Origin of the sequence: Chryseobacterium sp. c4a (assembly GCF_009900745.1) — a bacterium.
GTDB lineage: Bacteria > Bacteroidota > Bacteroidia > Flavobacteriales > Weeksellaceae > Chryseobacterium.
This window is the reverse complement of the sequence record NZ_WXVU01000001.1, coordinates 754,605-773,881: the sequence shown is the minus strand read 5'-3', so window position 1 is coordinate 773,881 and position 19,277 is coordinate 754,605. Positions and strand designations below refer to the sequence as shown.

Here is a 19,277-nt window from a genome sequence, read left to right as displayed (position 1 = left end):
TAAATAGTAAAAAATAGTTTTCATATTTTAGTTATTAAAATGTAAAATTAGTTTAACTCACTTCATAGGTTCTATGTAAACCGTACTATCTTTTGCTTTTTTGTCATTATTTTCCTCTATAAATGCTTTAGGTGTTTTTAAACATTTCACATTAAAAAAACTATTAGTATCCTGTTTGAATTTAGCATTTGAATATATTATAGGAGTTATTTTATCATACTTATATAAAATATTAATACTTTCTTGATCAGTTTTTAATATTTTCTTTCTTGTATACTGATTTGATAATTTATTATAAGAATACTGTTTAAGATCAACAGCCTCACTCACAACTGGTTGATATTCTTCATTAAGATATATAACTTCTTTATTGAACACAGAATCTACCTGATCAATTTCAGTTATAATTTTTTTAATTTCAGCTGTAAGATGTAAGTCTCTCTTTTGTACATTTTTCTTATCAAAATGTAATTTCCCATTTTTAATAAGAAATATTTCATTTAAAAAGGACACATCTTGATCTGCAGGAAGATATTCCAATAAAAGATCTGTGTACTTCTTATCATTATTAAAATAAGTCAATAAATTGGGATCATCTTCTGATCTGATTATAAAAAAATCATCATTCTTATAAGGCAAAAAATATTTTTGAGACCAACAGTAAATAGATTTTTCTTTTTGTACAGATTTTAGCAACGGTTCCGTTTCTTTTGTGGGCGCATATCCAAAGAGAATGCCATGTCTTAATATATTTTCGTCAAAAAATATCCGATCATTTCCTGAGTCTCTTCCGTACAATAAAAAAGTATTATCAGGATTATCTACTTTAAAAATCACCTCATCATCCATCACCTCTACTTTTCCTTTAACTGCAGTAGCATACCCTAAAACAAGAAACTGGTTTTTATTAAAAATATAAAGACCTGCTTTGCTTTCTTTTAAATAATATTCTCCTTCCAAGTTGGGAATCTTTTGCCCCGAACAAATAATACCACAAAGTATACCTAAAATATATAATACTTTATTCAATGTTGTTGATTTAAAAATTATCTTACCCATATTGTATGTTTCTTGTACGATTTTTTCCACTCTCAACCTTTCCTACTCTTGGCCCATATCCTATTTTAGTGGCACTGGCAGACCAATGAAGATATTTATTTCTCAATATTTTAAGTTTGTCCAAATCTACAAAATCTTCATAATGCAAAGTTTTTATTTTTGATAAGTAGTCTCCCGATGAATTATTTCTGTTGAATTCTGCTATATAAGTATTTCGTAATGTACTGCAAGCATTCATATAATTTTTTAACTGATTATGTATTTCAATTAGGAAAGGATCTGTGATTTTGTGACTATCAATCATCTTTTGTTTATATTTAACTCCAAACTGCTCTTGACTTGAATAATAAAACATTGTATTGAGCGATACCTTATCATAAGTATTAAATGGTCTTCTTGTCCCTACTAATATGTATTTTGTATTGACACCATATTTGTGTACAGAGATGATCTTTTTTACTTCAATTTCATCCCGAGTATACCAACCTTCCTCTATTAATATTTTCCTGAACTGTTCACACCTTCTTCCTCCATTTTCTCTTTCTGTATACAGATCTACTTTTTCTTCATTCTGGTTGACGTAACAGCCTCCAATATCAGAATGCACACCAGGTAATATAAATTGTAATCCTTTTACTCCTGTACTATCAATATTTGTTAAATCGAAATTATCACGATATTCGTTATCAGCCGCAATCTGTAAAGTAAAATAGGACTTTTTTACAGCATCCAACCCAAGCTGTTTGGTATCCCCATGAATAATGGGTATTCCAGCCACCGACTTTTCCCGGTGATTCATCCCGTAAGAAGCTACCGTATCATATAGCCCGGCAAAGTTGAATGTTATTTTTTTAGGAACTACCTTATTATCAATCAAACAAGCTCCAAAATAACCATAGTTCAATACCAGATCGTCATCCAGTCTTACTTTAATTCGTTTACCTTCTGCTTCATGAGGTGGAATCGCCATTCCATCTTTGCTAGATCCTTTAAGAATTCTGGCACGGTTCGTAGCAATATGCAGAAAATGCCTTGCAGCAGTCGCCCCACGGCTAAAACCAAATACATTTATTTTCAGATGAATGTCTTTCTGGGTATATTTTGCCAGCTTTTTTCCTGCTTCCACACAGCCTTTCGTTACTTTTGCTCTTACTCCACGCCCATCTGTCCCAAATAAGATCCCAGTATTAGGAACATTCCCAAAAAAATGCATTTCACTCTCCCCATCTTTAGTTCCGATACCTTCTATATAGACACGGATTTGATGTTCAACAGTAGGATCTACAGCATCAAACCCTCTGGCTACATTAGAATAATCATTGGTATAGCTGTCATCATCATGGTTAGATTCCTCGTAATCCTTCCCAAGATCAGTATTGGTTTTATTGTTTTGAGTGCCATCAAAAAAAAGATTGAGACTTACCTCCAATAAATTTACGGGGCTATCATTGGGGTGTATCGTTTTTGCTTTATTATAGCTAACCCCGGATTCTTTTCCGGATTGTTCCAGAGAGTTTTCGCTATTGAAGGTGATATTTCCCTTAGAAAATACCTTATAATCTCCTTTTACCTCAATTTTTATTTTTCCTTCTACGAAATATTCTATGCTCATGATAATAGTATTAAAAATTCTTCTTTTATAAAATCATATACCTTTTCCTGACTTTCCGCATAAAAACTGTTCTGCAGCAACTCCAGCATATAGCTATACTTTAAACAAACAACGATGGATCCGTCCTCTACATTTACAGAGTCTCCGGGAGCATTCAGTTCATAGGTTTTTCCCTGGAAGGAAAAACGAAAACCATTGGTACAGAAAACATTTTGTTTTCCGTTCACAAGATGATAATAGATAATTTCGCCCTGAAGCTCTTCCTCTTTTCGAGAAAAGAAAAAACAGGCTCCATTTCTTTCGTTCTGAAAGGCTACGCTTTGGCTTCCCATGATATTAACGAAAATATCATTGATTTCCATCCTCGGAAAAAGATAGGGATCAGTGATTTTTAGATTTCTCATTGCTGTTGTTGTTTAGTTCTTTTTCTGCGTGATGTTCTATCTTATTTCCACTGCTTACCTGCATTTCTTTTAGAGAAGTAGTTTTATGCTCTTTTTCACCGTAAGTTTCCATATCTCCTTTTACATAATGGCTAAGTTTTCCAATAACATTGGTGACAAAATCTTTTCCTACGGTCAGCATATTCATCATTCCTACACTCAGGGATTTATTGACCCCAATAGATTCACTGGAGTTCATCTGAACGGTAGTACTCATATTTTGTCCCACGTTAATGGATAAATTCCCCCCTGCATTGAAGGTAATATCATTGGGTGCGGTCATGATAATATTTCCCTGCCCGTCCATCAGGTAATTATTTCCGCTTGGATCAATGATGTTGGCACTTCCTTCGTTATCATTCATCAAAATTTTTATACCGGACTTGGTCTGTATAGAACGCATATGATTATTAACTCCCCCACCAAGACCTGTTCCACCATGAAACATGGCTCCCATTACAAAAGGTCTGTCAGGATGACCATGCTGGAAGTTAACCATCACCTGATCTCCTACTTCAGGAATCGCTACATAGCCACGATTTTGTGTAATCTGATTTGTTCCTCCGGCATCCGGACTCATCATCCGAATAAAATCAGTAGTTTCATTCAGCTGCCAGTCAAACCTCACACTAATTCTTCCCTGCCCTGCAGGATCAGTATTAGAAACTACCGTTGCAATCTGAGGCTCCGGTCTTGGCATGTAAAATTCCGGTTGGGGCATATATCCTGTTCCTTCGGAAATGGCTTCAAAACTTCCGGTATAATATCCTCTGGCATTCACCTCATGAACCGTTTTGGTAATCATAAGGGTAGTAAGATGGCGGGTTTTATTAGAATCCTGTTCCCGGATTTTTATATCTGCCACACATCCCGGATGAAGAAAAGGAATGGAAGTTGAGCCTGAAACATTCATCACTTCTACTGCTTTGCTTCCGGAAGCACTTTTCTGGGAGTATTCCACATCGAGATGGGTGACTGCTCTGATAGGAGCAACTTTTAAAGAAGGTGTTTTATAAATTTTATCATTATTGTTATAAGCTGTTCTTGCCAGATCTCCAAGGTGCTTTACAGAAGTATCTCCCGAGGTCAATTTTTCATTTTCATTACTGTTATATCCATAAAACTGAGGTTTAATGGGTACAGCTTTGAGCTCTATTCTTACATCATTTACGTTGCTTCCTTCAATTAATTGGATATGCTGGTTGCCGGATTTGGGAAGTTTTCCAAAGTGAAGAACATAGCCGTCATAAAAGAATTGTTCACCATACGCTTCAGCCATCCTTGCCAGATAATTGTAATGGGTTTCTTCGTATTGGCTGCTGTACAAAATCTGAGAACTGTCGTTCGTATCAATATTAAAATCAAAATCAGAACTGTCTAATCCTTGTTTGATCACTTCATTGGCAATAATTCCCATATTTACAGGTTGGGTTCCGCCAAAACTTTGAGTATGGGGAGCTCCGTCCAATAAAATTGTAGGACTATACCCTTTGAGTACAACATCTCCAAGACTGGTTTTTTCCCGGCTGAATCCTACATTAGTTATTACTCCTACAAATGACATATTCGGACTATTTTCTACATCTTTATAAGAGAAAGTAGCGGTTAATCTTTTTCCCAATAGTTTATGGGCATCTTCAAGATTCTGGGTCTGTCTGTTTTCCAGGCTGTCATGGGCAAGAATGATTTCAAATTCATGATGTTTTACCGCACTTTGCGTTAATTTGAAATGTTTAAAATGGATAACAGGTTTTCCATTCGCATGAACTTCAAGTTTTACCACACGATTGATTCCTGCTATCAGATGATCAGAAATACTTTTAGCATTGCTCTCTTGTACAAAGGGCGCTTTTTTAAACTTTGAATAGTCCTCATTGGAAGGAATTTCTTTTTCGTTAATAATTTTCTTTTTCATTTGTGCTTTATTGATATTGTATTATTTCTTATTTCAGACAGGAAGAAAATGCTTCCTAAATTTTTTAACTGAAATTTACCCGTTCTGTTTCTTCCAAAGAAAACCTTAATATTCATCAAGAATATCGAGGGTTATATATTTTGGCATAGCTAAGATTTTATCAGAGGATGCATTGTAGGCAACCTTACATTATCTTCATAAAATAAGTAGGAATCACGCAGAAAGTGATTGAAAATAGAGATCATTTGTGTTGTTTTTTGGTGTTTATTCAAATGTAAAAAAATATTTTAAATAAATCACAAAGTATGGAATACATACAATATTACTATAATCCCACTTTCAAGGATAAAGTTGGTTTACAAAGGTTTGAAATAAGAGGGTGAAGATGAGAAGTTAGGATCACAAAGGATAATGATCCATTTTATTTTTAGAATTTTTAAACCATTTTATAACGAAAACAGACTATTCAAGTACTAAAAGTAACTATCCAACTCCTTACTTTCCATTTCCCAGTCTTTACGCTTCAATCATTTATCACAATTCGTTAAAATTAATCAAAGTTTAACCTAAGAAATAGAGCCGGAAACAGTACGAATTATTATTTTTGATAAAATATACACATTCAGAATGTCATTACACTTTAATCCACGAGATATTACATGGTTAGCCTTTAATGAAAGGGTTTTGCAGGAAGCCATGGATGAAAAAGTTCCTCTGCATTTAAGAATACGTTTCCTTGGAATCTTCTCCAACAATCTGGATGAGTTCTTCCGGGTTCGTGTTGCCGGATTAAAGCGTGCCATGGATTTTAAGGAAAAAGTAATAGCCGAATCCTTTTATCAGCCACCTTCCAAAATTCTTCAGCGAATCAATGAAATAGTGATGAGACAACAGCTGAATTTCGATAAAACCTGGAAAAAAATCCAGACAGAAATGGCAGATCACAAAGTTTTCATCAAGAATTCCAAGAACCTGACAACAGCACAAAAGGATTTTGTAAGGAACTACTTTGACGAAGTGGTGGAATCTAATGTCATTCCAATTCTCCTTCATGAAAATACTCCAATGCCTTACCTAAGAGATAAAAGTCTCTATCTGGGCGTTGCCATGAGGAAAAAAGACTGGCAATATTCCAGCAATTATGCCATTATCGAAATTCCTTCCCGTTTTGTAGGAAGATTTGTACTGCTTCCCACTGAAGATCCTGAAGAAAAAAATGTAATGCTTCTAGAAGATGTAATTACCTTCAATTTACCACATATTTTCTCTTATTTCGGATATGATGAGTTTGCAGCTAATGCTTTTAAAGTAACGAAAGATGCAGAACTGGATCTTGACAATGACATCCGTACCAACTTTGCAGAAAAGATAGAAAAAGGACTTAAAAACCGTAGAAAAGGAAAACCTACCCGGTTTGTTTTTGACAAAGATATGGATAAGGCTTTGCTGGAACTCCTTATCAGAAAACTGAACCTGACCAAGAAAGACAGTATTATTCCGGGAGGAAAAATTCATAATTTCAAACATTTCATGGACTTCCCTGATGTTTTTGAAAAATATGAAAGACCTGAAGAACGAACTTCTTTCACCCATCAGGCGTTTGAACATGGAGAAAGAGTGACAGATGTTATCATGAAAGAAGATGTACTTCTTACTTTTCCTTACCACAAATACAATCCGGTGATTGATCTTCTGCGTGAAGCAGCCATGGATCCGGATGTAAAGTCCATACAGATCACAGCGTACAGACTGGCCAGCAACTCGAAGATCAGTAATGCATTAATCTATGCGGCGAGAAACGGAAAAGAAGTGACTGTAATGCTTGAGCTTCAGGCTAGGTTTGATGAAGAATCCAATCTGGAATGGAAAGAAATGCTGGAACCGGAAGGAATTACAGTACTTATTGGACTTCCGGGTAAAAAAGTTCATGCCAAGCTTTGTGTGATTAAAAAAAGGGCCCACAACAAAACCATCCAATATGGATTTGTAAGTACCGGAAACTTTAATGAAAAAACAGCAAGAATTTATGGTGATCATTTGCTTCTGACTTCTGACCGAGGCATTATGGCGGATATCAATAAAGTGTTCAACGTGCTGAAAAAACCGAAAGATGATTATCTTCCGATTTTGAAAACTTGTAAAAATTTATTAGTTTGCCCTCAATTTATGCGTGAAAAGATTGTTCACCATATTGATAAGGAGATTGAAGAGGCTAAAGCAGGAAGAAAAGCTGAGATTATTGTTAAAGCAAATTCCCTGAGTGACAGATTATTAATTATGAAATTATATGATGCTGCTACTGTAGGAGTTACTATAAGACTTATTGTAAGAGGAATCTATTGTGCCGTTAATCAAAAGGAATTCAAGGAGAAAATTAAGGCTATCAGTATTGTAGATGAATACCTGGAACATGCCAGAGTCATGTATTTCTACAATAAAGGGGCTGAAGATATATATATTTCTTCTGCCGACTGGATGACCAGAAACCTTGATTACAGAATTGAAGCTGCCGCTAAAATAACCGACAAGAACCTAAAAAAAGAATTGAAAGACATTCTTGATATCCAACTTCGTGATAACGTAAAAGCAAGGATTTTAGACAAAAAACTGAGCAATGAATACATAAGGAATGATAAAAAAGAATGTCGATCACAAATAGAAACCTATAAGTATTTAAAAGCTAAAACAAGCAAGAAATGAAGATCGCAGCAATAGACATAGGAAGTAATGCCGCAAGACTTCTCATCAATGAAGTAAAGATAAACAACAAAAAACCGGAATTCATCAAACTGAACCTTCTGAGAATCCCTCTGAGATTAGGTATGGATGTGTTTACTATCGGAAAAATAGGCCCGGAAAGAGAAAAAATGGTCATCGATTCCATGAAAATCTTCAGTGACCTGATGAAAATATACAAAGTAGACCATTACAGAGCCTGTGCCACCAGTGCGATGCGTGATGCAGCCAATGGTGATGAAATTATCAGGCAGGTACAAGAAGCTTCAGGAATCAATATTGAGATCATTTCAGGAGATGAAGAAGCTACTCTAATTTATGAAAACCATGTCGCTGAAGGCCTTGACAAAGAATTTGCCTATTTATATATTGATGTAGGCGGTGGTTCTACAGAGCTTACCTTCTATGAAAATGGTAAAATGATCTATGAAAGATCTTTCAATATCGGAACCATCCGTCTCCTCAACAATCTGGTTACTCTGGATAACTGGAAAGAAATGAAGGAAGAGATCAAAAAGAATATTGTCAGCAAAAAACCAATTGTAGCCATCGGGTCAGGAGGAAACATCAATAAAGTATTCTCCATGAGTAAAACCAAAGACGGAAAGCCAATGTCTCTATCTCATCTGAAAAAGGTTCACAAAGAATTCAATGAACTTTCTGTAGAAGAGAGAATGACCCAATACAGTCTAAGGGAAGATAGGGCTGATGTTTTGGTACATGCCCTGAGTATCTTCAATAATGTAATGGCCTGGTCGGATATTAATAAAATTTTTGTTCCAAAAATCTCTGTAGCTGATGGTTTAATCCAGAATATTTACAGTAAATTACAACATAAGAAATAGTTTTTAAAACATAATTTCAATCAAAACCGGGCAGTTTTCGTCCGGTTTTATTTTTAGGAGCTATTTCCTGCTTTCCGCTGTATCTTTTTCGCCCTCTCCTTCCCCAATCAGAAAAAGGATGCCACTGCAATCAGGGCTAGAATATACGCATCTATTACCATTCTTAATCGTCATTGCGAGCTGAGGAAGCAATCTCATTATACCTATAAACTGAAATATTCATTACCAATCCACCATTTTTAAGTTTTGGCTAAAGCCAATGAATTGGTTTATTTTATTTATTGAGCGGCCAGGCTAAAGCCCGCCCCTATTGATGTTGATATCCTCATGCATATGTACACAGATAAAAGTTGTTTAACGACAAGATCTTTTATCTTTTATCTTTTATCTTTTATCTTTTATCTTTTATCTTTTATCTTTTATCTTTTATCTTTTATCTTTTATCTTTTTTTTAAAGTAATCCCCCACTCTCATTCGTCATACAACTATCAATAGCAAAGCAATGAACTCAATTAAAATAATCCTTACTGGAGCTACAGGAATGGTAGGTGAAGGTGTTCTTATGGAATGCCTTGAAAATCCGAATGTTTCTGAGATCCTTAGTGCCAGCCGAAAACCATCAGGAAAAAACCATCCAAAGCTGAAAGAATATATCGTTTCCGATTTTTTATCCATCGATCTCAATGATGAAAATCTTAAAGGATATGATGCCTGCTTCTTTTGTGCCGGGATCAGTAGTGTGGGAATGAATGAAGAAGATTACACTAAAATCACTTATGATACGACGCTACATTTTGCACAAGTTGTTTTACACCAAAACCCGGAAATGGTATTCAATTATGTATCCGGAGCTAGTACCGACAGCACGGAAAGCGGAAAACTGATGTGGGCAAGAGTAAAAGGCAGCACAGAAAATGCTTTGAAAAAAATGAATTTTAAAGCCGCTTACAATTTCAGACCCGGTTTTATGAAACCTGTTGACGGCCAGATCAATGTAAAATGGTTTTTCAAACCTTTTATTTGGTTTTTTCCTATTTTTTTACCATCAAAATCATTAACTTTACACGAAGTTGGAAAAGCGATGATCAATACCGTAAAAAAAGGGTATCCTTCTTCAACTTTAGAAATTAGAGATATTAAAAATTTAGCGATATGAGAGACATGTTAAAAAGAATTGTTCTGGTTATTTTTGTACTCTTGGTTCTGACTGCAGTTTCAGGGTATTTTTATATGCAGAAACATCCTTTGGAAGGTGCCAAATCAGGAACAATGTTAAATTTTTCAGGCAAGGTTGCAAAATAGCTGAATCTTAAACTACACTATTATTTTATCTTTTATCAGAAAAAGACCTATTTTTTAAACATTTCTTAAAATTACATTAAAATAATTACGAAACATAAAGTTCATTTTTGTATTTATCTAATTAAAGTCAAAAATGATCAACAACTACCTTTTAAAAGGGTCTGTCATTGCCGCATTCTTTTTTCAGACTGGGCTTTTCGGGCAGACACTTATCCATTACTGGAATTTTAACAATAATGTGTCCGAAGCGACCATTACGACCCCTTCTGCTACATTGGTAAACGGCTCTCTTACTGCAATAGCCGGAGGTACAAGTGTAATTGATTTTACTGGTGGTACCGGACAAAATTTTAATATTGACAATTTAAATTCCAGAAACGGCGATATATCCGGAACTCATTTAAGGTTCAACAACCCTATTGGTGGAGCATTACAGTTTAATCTGCCAACAACAGGTTACAATAATGTCATTGTAAAGTTTACGACAAGAAGATCCGGGCAGGGAGCAGGAACTCAGTCGTGGTCATATACGACAGACGGCACTACTTTTATCCCGTATCAAACAGTTTCTCCTCAGGATGCCAACCCGCAGTTAATTAGTTTTGATTTTTCAGCAGTGGCTGGAGTTTCCAATAATCCTAATTTTAAACTAAAAGTTGAGTTCTCCGCCACAGGAGGCGGAACAAGTGGTAACAACCGTTTTGATAATTTTACAGTGGATGCAACACCGGCAGGAAGTACAGATACCACACCACCTACAACAACCTATCTGCCTGCAAACAATACCAACAATGCTTCAACAACAGTTAATCCTACTATTTCCTTTAATGAAAACGTAAGATTAACGGACAATTCTGCGATAAACGATTCTAATGCACAAAATCTTGTAGAATTCCGCCTTGGAAACGCTACAGGTACACAAGTTCCCTTTACCACTGCTTTTAGCAATAATACCATCACCATCATCCCAACTTCCGGCTTAGTGCCGGGACAAACGTATTATCTGACTCTTAAACCTAATACTGTTGAAGATTTCAGTGATAATGCCATCACTATAGGAACATCCACCACTTTTACAACTGCCGGGACTTCTGTTTCTCTTGAGAAAAATTTTATTAAGGTGAATGAAAACGCCGGAACATTGGCATTCAAAATTAATGTAGCAAATCCTTCTGCAGCAACAGTTAATCTTGTTGTAAAACCTGCTCCTTTCAGTACTGCAGATAGCAATGATTTTACTTTAACGAATCAGACCATCAATATCAATCCTTCCACAACGAGCTATACCGTCAACATTCCTATTATTGATGATACTTTGGAAGAACAAAAAGCTGAATATTTTGTAGTAAGTTTAGAAAATCCAGCGGGAGCAACCATTTCAGGGGATAATTCTGCAACTATTTATATTGTAGATAATGATAAGCCAGCACCGGTTCCTTCCAATGAGATTAAGTTGAATTATATAGGAAGCTTTGATCCTTCCGGAAACAATAACAGTTCTACAGAAATTGTAGTTCATGATCCGGCTACTCAACGATTGTTTACCATCAGTTCTCTTACAGATGTTTTTGATATTATTGATTTCAGTAATCCTACTACACCATCGGTTGTTAATACAATCAATATGGCGGCTTATGGGGGAATTACCAGTATTGCTGTAAAAAATGGAATTATTGCTGCAGCGTCTCCAAATCCCAATCCACAACAAAACGGATCTGTAGTTTTCTTTGACATCAACGGAAACTTCCTAAAACAGGTAACTGTAGGTGCTTTACCGGATATGGTAACCTTTACACCAGACGGAACAAAAGTAATGACAGCCAACGAAGGAGAGCCTAATGATGCTTATACCATAGATCCAGAAGGAACCATCAGTATCATTGATATTTCCGGAGGTATTGGTACTCTTAGCCAAAGTAATGTAACAACCCTTAATTTTAATAATTTTGATTCTCAGGTTACTGCTTTAACAGCTACTGGTTTAAGAAAAGTAAGAACCAACAATACTTTGTCTCAGGATCTGGAACCTGAATACATTACAGTAAGTGCAGACAGCCAAAAAGCGTGGGTAACACTACAGGAAAACAATGCCATTGCTGAGGTTGACCTTACCACTAAGAATATTACAGGAATCTGGGGATTGGGTAAAAAAGATATGAGCCTTCCGGGGAATGGTTTTGATGCTTCCGACAATAATGGTGAGGTTCTTATTGCCAACTGGCCTGTAAAAGCCTATTATCTTCCTGATGCTGTACAAAATTATAAAGTAGGAAATACCCATTATATTGTAACAGCCAATGAAGGAGATGAAAAAGATCTTTCAGGATACAGTGAGAGAACTACGGTAGGAGCCAACAATTATACTTTAGATCCTGCTATTTTCCCGAATTCCAGCATACTAAAAGCATCTTATAATCTGGGAAGATTCAGAGTTTCCTCTGCTACAGGAAATACGGATGGTGATGCAGATTTTGAAGAAATTGCAGCATTGGGAGCTCGTTCATTCTCTATTTTTAATGCAGATACTAAACAGCAAGTGTATGACAGTGGAGATCAGTTTGAACGATATATTGCCGCTAATCACCCATTGATTTTCAATGCAGATAATGAATCCAACACCATTAAAAGCAGAAGCCGTGCAAAAGGCCCAGAGCCGGAAGGGGTTGCTCTTGGAAACATCAACGGACAAACTTATGCTTTCATTACTCTGGAAAGAACAGGAGGGGTAATGGTTTATAATATTACAAATCCCAACAATCCTACTTTTACTGATTATAAACATTCTCGTTCTACCTCAGCCTATGGTGGAGACAATGGCCCTGAAGGAATTATTTATATAGCTCCGGAAAATACCACTACTCATAAAGGATACGTGATTATCGCGAATGAAATCAGCGGAACTTTATCGATGTATGAAGTGGCTCTTCCTCTTACTCTAGCAACCGATGAAATACAATCTGAAAAAGCGACATTCAATATATTTCCGAATCCTGTCAATAAAAGGAACACCTTATATTTCAACAGAAAACAAGACTATGAATTATACGATATGTCCGGAAAATTGATTGGAAAAGAAAAAAATGCATTAACAATAAATACTTCCAATCTTTCTACAGGAGTTTACCTTGTGAAAACGTCAGAAGGTCATCTGAAAAGAATTATTGTAAAGTAATCTACATTTTTACGATTTGATTGAAGCCTCTAATTTTAGAGGCTTTTTTTATGATGAGGACAAACCCTTAATTTGAATTTAGAGTACAAGCCGTATTCATTCTATCTATTCTTTTTAAATAGGCACGTTTCATCTTCAAAAAAGTAATCATTTAACTTTTGATTAACTATAAGAAAATTATTTTGTACTTATATTTATCCCAACAAAAAAACCAAATTCAATATGAAAAGTATTAAAACAGGAGCTATTTTAGCGATTCTATTACTGGGAACAGGTACAGCATTTTCTCAATCCAAAAAAACAGAATCTACAAAAGGAGTGGAACAAACTGATGGTAAAACAATACAGGTAGACGGTGTTGGGCATAAACTTAATTATACTCTCAATGGGGGAAATGCAGAAATTTCTGGAGGTGATAATACCGTAACAATTAAAGGAAGTGCAAGAAAAATCTCTGTTTCGGGAACCGGAAACAAAGTATATATTGATAAAGTAGACAACGTCAATATAGAAGGCGGAAATAATACGGTATACTATAGAACCTCCGGCACAAAATCAGGCAAACCTAATGCTTCCCTTACTGGAGTAGGGAACAAGGTTGTAAAACAATAGAAATAATAACTATTATTTAAAACTATTAACCATAATGTTTGGATTTGCATTAGACACAGATAATAATCCAGAAATTATTTTCTATATAGATGAGGTAGATTCTCTAGAAAGCAGAAAATCAAGATACGTTTACCGCAAAATTAAATTGATTAATGTTAGTGACACTGCTAAAGCAAAACAAGAAATCAAACAATCAATTAAAAATAAAGAGAATAATGGATTTATTTATTCATTAGATTCGAATCAAAAAATTTTGCATGGAACATTCATTTCTAATTTCAGGATTGTAAGATGTGAAGAAAATGATTTAACAATAAACGGTATAGTTTGGAATGAGTCTTTTGGCTATCAGAAAGCTTTGAAAATGTATATCAATAATGAAATCATTGAAAAAAATTTATGGAAAAAATTTCATAAAAAAGAATTACAGGGCTGGCTTGGTTTTGCATTTCACATTCAAACCCCAGAAATAGATCATCCAAATGTAAAAATAGAACTTGATGGAAATTTATTTGATAATATCAATGAATTCTATTGTGCCATTGGAGAGACAGTTAATGGATCTGGAGGATATTTTGGCAGAAATTTAAATGCATTAGTAGACTGTTTCTACGGAGGTTTTGGAGTTAAATCAATGGCTGAAATTAATTGGAAAAATCATAATAGAAGTAAAAAAGTCTTAAAAGAATATTTTGACATAATTATTGAGATCTTTGAAGAACGCAAAGTGAGAGTTATATTGAGCTAATTTCATCAAAACAAAAAAGACAGGCCTTATATAAAAGCCTGTCTATTTATAATTTCTCAGATAGAGTATTATTCTACGTTGACTACCTTTTCAATTTCCGGTGCGTGTTGTTTGATTGTGTTTTCCACCCCTAATTTTAAGGTTGAAAAATTCAACGAGCATCCGGAACAGTTACCCAGAAGTTTTACAAAAACCTGATTATCCTTCACGTCAATAAGCTCAATATCACCACCGTCTTTATTTAAAAACGGTCTGATGCTTTCTAGAGCTTCCATTACTCTTGTTACTGTATCTTCGTGCGTTATGTTTGTTTCCATATTTTTTTCAGTTCAATTCGGTTTTTTCAAATTTGATTGAAAGTTATTATTATTTTGCTTTTGGAGAGCATCCTGCCATTGTGGAGATCTTCACAGCCTCTGTTGGAGGAAGGTTTTTATTTCTCTCTACAAGGCTTTCTACCATTTTTCTTGCTGTTTCAGTATAGATCTCTGCAATTTTAGAATCTTCCTGAAGCGCTGCTGGTCTTCCTACATCTCCTGCTTCTCTGATACTTTGGATCAAAGGAATTTCTCCTAGTACCGGAATTCCTAGATCTTCTGCCAGATATTGTGCTCCTTGGTTTCCAAAGATATAATATTTATTCTCAGGAAGTTCTTCCGGTGTAAAATACGCCATATTTTCGATTAATCCAAGAACCGGAATATTGATACTTTCCATCTGGAACATCGCAATACCTTTTCTTACATCTGCTAAAGCCACATGCTGAGGTGTACTTACGATTACAGCTCCTGTTACAGGAACTTCCTGGATGATTGATAAGTGAATGTCACCTGTTCCCGGAGGAAGGTCAATTAATAAGAAATCCAATTCACCCCAAGCAGCATCTCTGATCATTTGATTTAATGCTTTAGAAGCCATTGGCCCTCTCCATACAACCGCCTGATTAGCTCCGGAGAAATATCCTATTGAAAGCATTTTCACGCCATAATTCTCAATAGGCTTCATCATACTCTTTCCGTTTACTTCTACAGAAATTGGCTTTGCACCTTCTGTATCAAACATTGTAGGAACGGAAGGTCCATAGATATCAGCATCCAATAATCCTACTTTAAAACCCATTTTAGCTAAAGTTACTGCCATATTTGCAGAAACTGTAGACTTTCCTACTCCTCCTTTACCTGAAGCAATAGCAATAATATTTTGAATTCCTGGAATTTGTTTTCCTTTAATCTGACTCTGCTGAATTTCACTAGGTTCCGGAGATACGATTTTAAGTTTTAAATGAACGTCTTCTCCAAACTCACTAGCAAAAGCCTGCTTCATGGCAGCTTCCAGCTTTTTCTTTTCGTGCATTGCCGGTGAATGAGCCGTCATGTCAATATAAACATCATTACCCATAATCTGAAGATTATTCACCAAGTCATCTACTTCTATTTCTTTAAGGAATTCCTGAACCTTTTCTTTCGTCAACATATAAATATAAATTGTTTACAAATTTACGTTTTTTTTCGGTAATTTAGAATCAATAAAATCTATAATATCAGGTGATAAATCAGATCGTTAAAAATTTTGTTTATCCTGTTTTTTCATCATGAAGAATCACCCGTCATTAAAATAAAATCTATGGAAACGACTGCTTATCCGTCTAAATATGCATTACCCAAAGAAATATTCGTTGTAGGAAAAACCAGATTCAAATGGTATAATCTGGCTAAAAATCCTGTAGATGTTTCTGCACAGGATATTCAAAATGCTAAAATGTGTATTGAAAATGCCAGTGAAAACTTTCAGGATATTGAAGATCTTGGGTTTGTCATTATGCACCGATGTGGTGAAAATTACCTTCTTCTAGTCTGTACCTGGCGAAGTGAGAATGAATTATGGGAAAGTGTCTATTACGATGGAACCGGAAAATTCGAGATCTGGGATAGAAATAAAACCCATCTTCCAACGTACTGCGTTTGGGAAATGGGCATCGTTTATCATGAGTCTCAGGCATGGAAAAAATACCTGGGAACCGCAAGACTGGAAAACCATAAGGAAGAATATCTTAATGACCTGTTTGAAGGTGAGGTGTAGAGATAAAGAAGCTGGAAGGCGGAGGCTTGAGGTTACTTCCAGCCTTTCAATTAACTAAATGATTATAAAAACGTTTACATAAACCTACATTATATTTTTAAAACGCAAAGATTTCATTTAGATTATGTATTATTTTAAGGGAGCTAAGACAGTGACAAAGTCGCCGATTAAGCTGTACTATGCGTCCGCTTCAAAAGAATCAATGAAATTGATTCCAGCTTTGCTTCCTCAAAATATTACAGCTATATTATAAGATCTTTTCGTTAAATTTAATAATACAATCATCATAATACCCTTCCTCTGATTAATCTTATTAAGTATTTACAATTAATCATAGCTTCCAGCATCAATTCGCTCTGTTCTTTTCATCAAAATTGACATTACGGTTGGCTCCTTTTACCTTCTTATTTCCGAATGTATAAGTTGCCGATACAGTAAGCCTTCTTGCATCATAATAGTTGTTGAAATAATGAGACCCGGTGGTATAAAATATTTCTCCTTTACTTCTTGATTGTTTGAAAATATCTGAAACAATGACATTAACCTGTAAGTTTTTATCCATCAGATTCATCTTTAACCCAGCTGTAAAATTCCCTATAAATTCCCATCGTATATTTCCGTAATTCGAAGGCAGCCTAAACCAATAGTTGGCAATAAGTTGAACCGTTTTTTTGTTATTGAGTGATATATTATTCTGAATATCAAAATCATAACCATATCCTTTTTTAGAAGAAGCGTCAGTAGTAAAAACGCCCATATTGGTATACGATAAATCTGCCGAGTAATTGGCTTCCCAACGTTTGAAAAAAGTATCTGAATAGTTGATGGTCGCACCTATACTGTTTTGATGATAATAATTGAAAAAGGTACTTGTTCTGCTTTCTCCGGACAGACTAGCCAATTGACCAAAGCCATCCAATGTTCTCTGAAAATAAAGCGTAGTTGACAATTTCCCTTTATAGACATGAGAAAATTCAAAATTATGATTAATGGAAGGCTGTAAAAAAGGATTTCCTGTAAAGTATGAGTTTACATTGATATACCAGCGATACGGATTAATCGCACGGAATCCCGGTCTGTTGATCCTTTTAGAATAATTAAGACTGAATGTATTATTCTCATCACTCTTATAACTCACATAAGCGGTCGGGAAAAACTTACCATAAGAATTTTCTGACTGCTGTCCGGAAGTAAGAGAGTTTCCATTCACCGTAGAATACTCATAGCGAAGACCCACTTTTGCCGACCATTTTTCATTGAATGATTTCTCAAGACTGAAATAAGCAGCATAATTTTTCTCATTGTACTTAAATTCATTACTCTTCGAAACATCCGTTACATACCTACCACTCTCAAGGTTTTGGTAAAAGATACTTGAATTATTATCGAAATTGGTAAATTTTATTCCAGCTTCTGTTTTAGCAAATTCATAAGGCAAAGTAAGATCTGCCTGACCTGAATAAATTTTATAATCCACTACTGATGGTGATCTCACAACAAATTCATTCCCGGAGTTTTCTATCGTTGTAAAATCTATAGTCGTTTTAGGTAGATTGGAAAAATAATTTCCTGTAATGCTCAATTTATTATCCTGCTTTCCAAACTTAAAGTCATAGTAAGCACTTATTGTATGTTGCGCAGATTTCCCCCTATGTTCAGCGTAAGTAGAAAGCGTATTGGTATACTGATCATTCTGAAAGTAATCCGAAGTATTCTCAATATCCATATTGGAATGTCCAAATCCATAATCATAAATAAAGCCTACATTTGATTTTTCATTGAGTTGATAATCAACACTCAAATTAGCTCCAAGTCCATCTCCAAAATCTTTCCTGTCATCATGGCTTTTAAGTCCTTCTATTCCCGTTATTCTGTAGTTTTCAAAAGAATGTTTTTGGTATTTGCTTTGTCTCAACTTTAATGAGGAGCGTAATTTTTCATTCTGATAATTGATCGTTGTACTGTTTGAAAAACCAGGATAAGTCTGTTGCTGAAAACTTGTTGTAAGACTTCCGCTCCATCCCAAATTTTGATTTTTCTTCAGAACAATATTGATAAGACCACTGTTTCCCTGGGCTTCATATTTGGCCGGAGGAGCAGTAATTACTTCAATCTTTTCTATATTTTCTGACCTTAAACTTTTAAGATAAGTAATAAGTTCGGTTGAAGAAAGGTTGAGAATTCTGTCATTAATCATAACGGATACTCCGCTTTTTCCAACAATGGACACTCCGGTATTTTCATCAATCTTTACTAATGGTGTTGTAGATAGTGCATCTGCGCCATCCATTCCCTGAGAGGCCACAGAATTTGCAACATTAAAAACCAATCTGTCAGCCTTTCTTTCAATCAATTTTTTTCTGGCAGTGAGTGTTACCCCTTCAATTTGTTTTTCTTTTTTCTCTTCAATAAAAAAATCCTGTTTTACATCACCTTGTATAGCAATGTCCATAACAGAAACTTCAGTTCCGTCCTGTATCAGTTTAATATTATAATTCCCTTTCTCAGAAAGTTTCAGTGAATAATTTCCTTTTTCATCAGAAATAGCAGTCTGCTTTTTCTGATCCTTCACTGCCATAATTTCAACATAAGAAACCGCTTTTCCCGTTTGTGTAATCTTCCCTGTAATGGTTTGAGAAAAAAGAGCTGCAGGTAATAAAATAACCGCTGAAAGTAATATCTTCTTCATATAATTTGATAATCATAGTTTTATATAAGACAATCTGAGATTGAGTTTTATTACATATTAAGAGG

15 protein-coding genes are annotated in these 19,277 nt (G+C 35.1%); 8 read left to right on the top strand and 7 right to left on the bottom strand.

The window, feature by feature from the left end:
* Nucleotides 1-57: 57 nt before the first annotated feature.
* From GTR01_RS03585 to GTR01_RS03570, 4 genes are read right to left on the bottom strand one after another with little or no spacing between them, the layout of a single operon-like run.
* Entirely contained in the window at nucleotides 58-1,029 is a 972-nt protein-coding gene (locus GTR01_RS03585) for a hypothetical protein (protein WP_160136481.1), read from the bottom strand.
* Nucleotides 1,030-1,051: 22 nt separating this feature from the next.
* Nucleotides 1,052-2,671, bottom strand: a complete 1,620-nt coding sequence (locus tag GTR01_RS03580) for a phospholipase effector Tle1 domain-containing protein (RefSeq protein WP_160136480.1) — start codon at nucleotides 2,669-2,671, stop codon at nucleotides 1,052-1,054.
* Nucleotides 2,668-3,075: a hypothetical protein gene (locus GTR01_RS03575; RefSeq protein WP_160136479.1), complete on the bottom strand. Its 408-nt coding sequence runs from the start codon at nucleotides 3,073-3,075 to the stop codon at nucleotides 2,668-2,670. The genes GTR01_RS03580 and GTR01_RS03575 overlap by 4 nt, the downstream gene beginning before the upstream one ends.
* Nucleotides 3,053-5,029, bottom strand: a complete 1,977-nt coding sequence (locus tag GTR01_RS03570) for a type VI secretion system Vgr family protein (protein ID WP_228452141.1) — start codon at nucleotides 5,027-5,029, stop codon at nucleotides 3,053-3,055. The genes GTR01_RS03575 and GTR01_RS03570 overlap by 23 nt, the downstream gene beginning before the upstream one ends.
* 627 nt (nucleotides 5,030-5,656) lie before the next feature.
* Between GTR01_RS03570 and ppk1 the strand changes: the two genes are divergently transcribed.
* The 7 genes from ppk1 to GTR01_RS03535 all read left to right on the top strand — a co-directional run bounded on the left by ppk1 (nucleotide 5,657) and on the right by GTR01_RS03535 (nucleotide 14,444).
* Nucleotides 5,657-7,729, top strand: coding sequence for a polyphosphate kinase 1 (ppk1, locus tag GTR01_RS03565; RefSeq protein ID WP_160136478.1), 2,073 nt, complete (start codon nucleotides 5,657-5,659; stop codon nucleotides 7,727-7,729).
* The gene (locus GTR01_RS03560) at nucleotides 7,726-8,610 is read left to right on the top strand and encodes an exopolyphosphatase (protein WP_160136477.1); all 885 of its coding nucleotides are present in this window, start codon (nucleotides 7,726-7,728) and stop codon (nucleotides 8,608-8,610) included. The genes ppk1 and GTR01_RS03560 overlap by 4 nt, the downstream gene beginning before the upstream one ends.
* Before the next feature lie 502 nt (nucleotides 8,611-9,112).
* Complete coding sequence (locus GTR01_RS03555) at nucleotides 9,113-9,766, top strand: NAD-dependent epimerase/dehydratase family protein (RefSeq protein WP_160136476.1); 654 nt, start codon at nucleotides 9,113-9,115, stop codon at nucleotides 9,764-9,766.
* Complete coding sequence (locus GTR01_RS03550) at nucleotides 9,763-9,912, top strand: hypothetical protein (protein ID WP_160136475.1); 150 nt, start codon at nucleotides 9,763-9,765, stop codon at nucleotides 9,910-9,912. Before GTR01_RS03555 ends, GTR01_RS03550 begins: the two co-directional genes overlap by 4 nt.
* 133 nt (nucleotides 9,913-10,045) lie before the next feature.
* Complete coding sequence (locus GTR01_RS03545; RefSeq protein WP_160136474.1) at nucleotides 10,046-13,084, top strand: choice-of-anchor I family protein; 3,039 nt, start codon at nucleotides 10,046-10,048, stop codon at nucleotides 13,082-13,084.
* Nucleotides 13,085-13,306: 222 nt separating this feature from the next.
* Nucleotides 13,307-13,696 (top strand): DUF3060 domain-containing protein, encoded by a 390-nt coding sequence (locus GTR01_RS03540; protein ID WP_160136473.1) that lies wholly within the window; start codon nucleotides 13,307-13,309, stop codon nucleotides 13,694-13,696.
* Nucleotides 13,697-13,730: 34 nt separating this feature from the next.
* Nucleotides 13,731-14,444 (top strand): barstar family protein, encoded by a 714-nt coding sequence (locus tag GTR01_RS03535; RefSeq protein ID WP_160136472.1) that lies wholly within the window; start codon nucleotides 13,731-13,733, stop codon nucleotides 14,442-14,444.
* 68 nt (nucleotides 14,445-14,512) lie between these two features.
* On the opposite strand, the gene GTR01_RS03530 is transcribed toward GTR01_RS03535, so the two are convergent.
* Both GTR01_RS03530 and GTR01_RS03525 read right to left on the bottom strand, forming a co-directional pair.
* Nucleotides 14,513-14,761, bottom strand: coding sequence for a NifU family protein (locus tag GTR01_RS03530; RefSeq protein ID WP_045500144.1), 249 nt, complete (start codon nucleotides 14,759-14,761; stop codon nucleotides 14,513-14,515).
* Nucleotides 14,762-14,810: 49 nt separating this feature from the next.
* A complete protein-coding gene (locus tag GTR01_RS03525) occupies nucleotides 14,811-15,917 on the bottom strand; it encodes an Mrp/NBP35 family ATP-binding protein (RefSeq protein WP_160136471.1) in 1,107 nt (368 codons plus the stop codon).
* 150 nt (nucleotides 15,918-16,067) lie between these two features.
* On the opposite strand from GTR01_RS03525, the gene GTR01_RS03520 reads away from it, so the two are divergent.
* On the top strand, nucleotides 16,068-16,523 hold the full coding sequence (locus GTR01_RS03520; protein WP_160136470.1) for a hypothetical protein: 456 nt from the start codon (nucleotides 16,068-16,070) through the stop codon (nucleotides 16,521-16,523).
* A 346-nt stretch (nucleotides 16,524-16,869) separates the two neighbouring features.
* On the opposite strand, the gene GTR01_RS03515 is transcribed toward GTR01_RS03520, so the two are convergent.
* Nucleotides 16,870-19,212 carry an outer membrane beta-barrel family protein gene (locus tag GTR01_RS03515; protein ID WP_160136469.1) on the bottom strand — a complete coding sequence of 781 codons (2,343 nt, stop codon included), beginning with the start codon at nucleotides 19,210-19,212 and terminating at the stop codon, nucleotides 16,870-16,872.
* Nucleotides 19,213-19,277 lie beyond the last annotated feature (65 nt).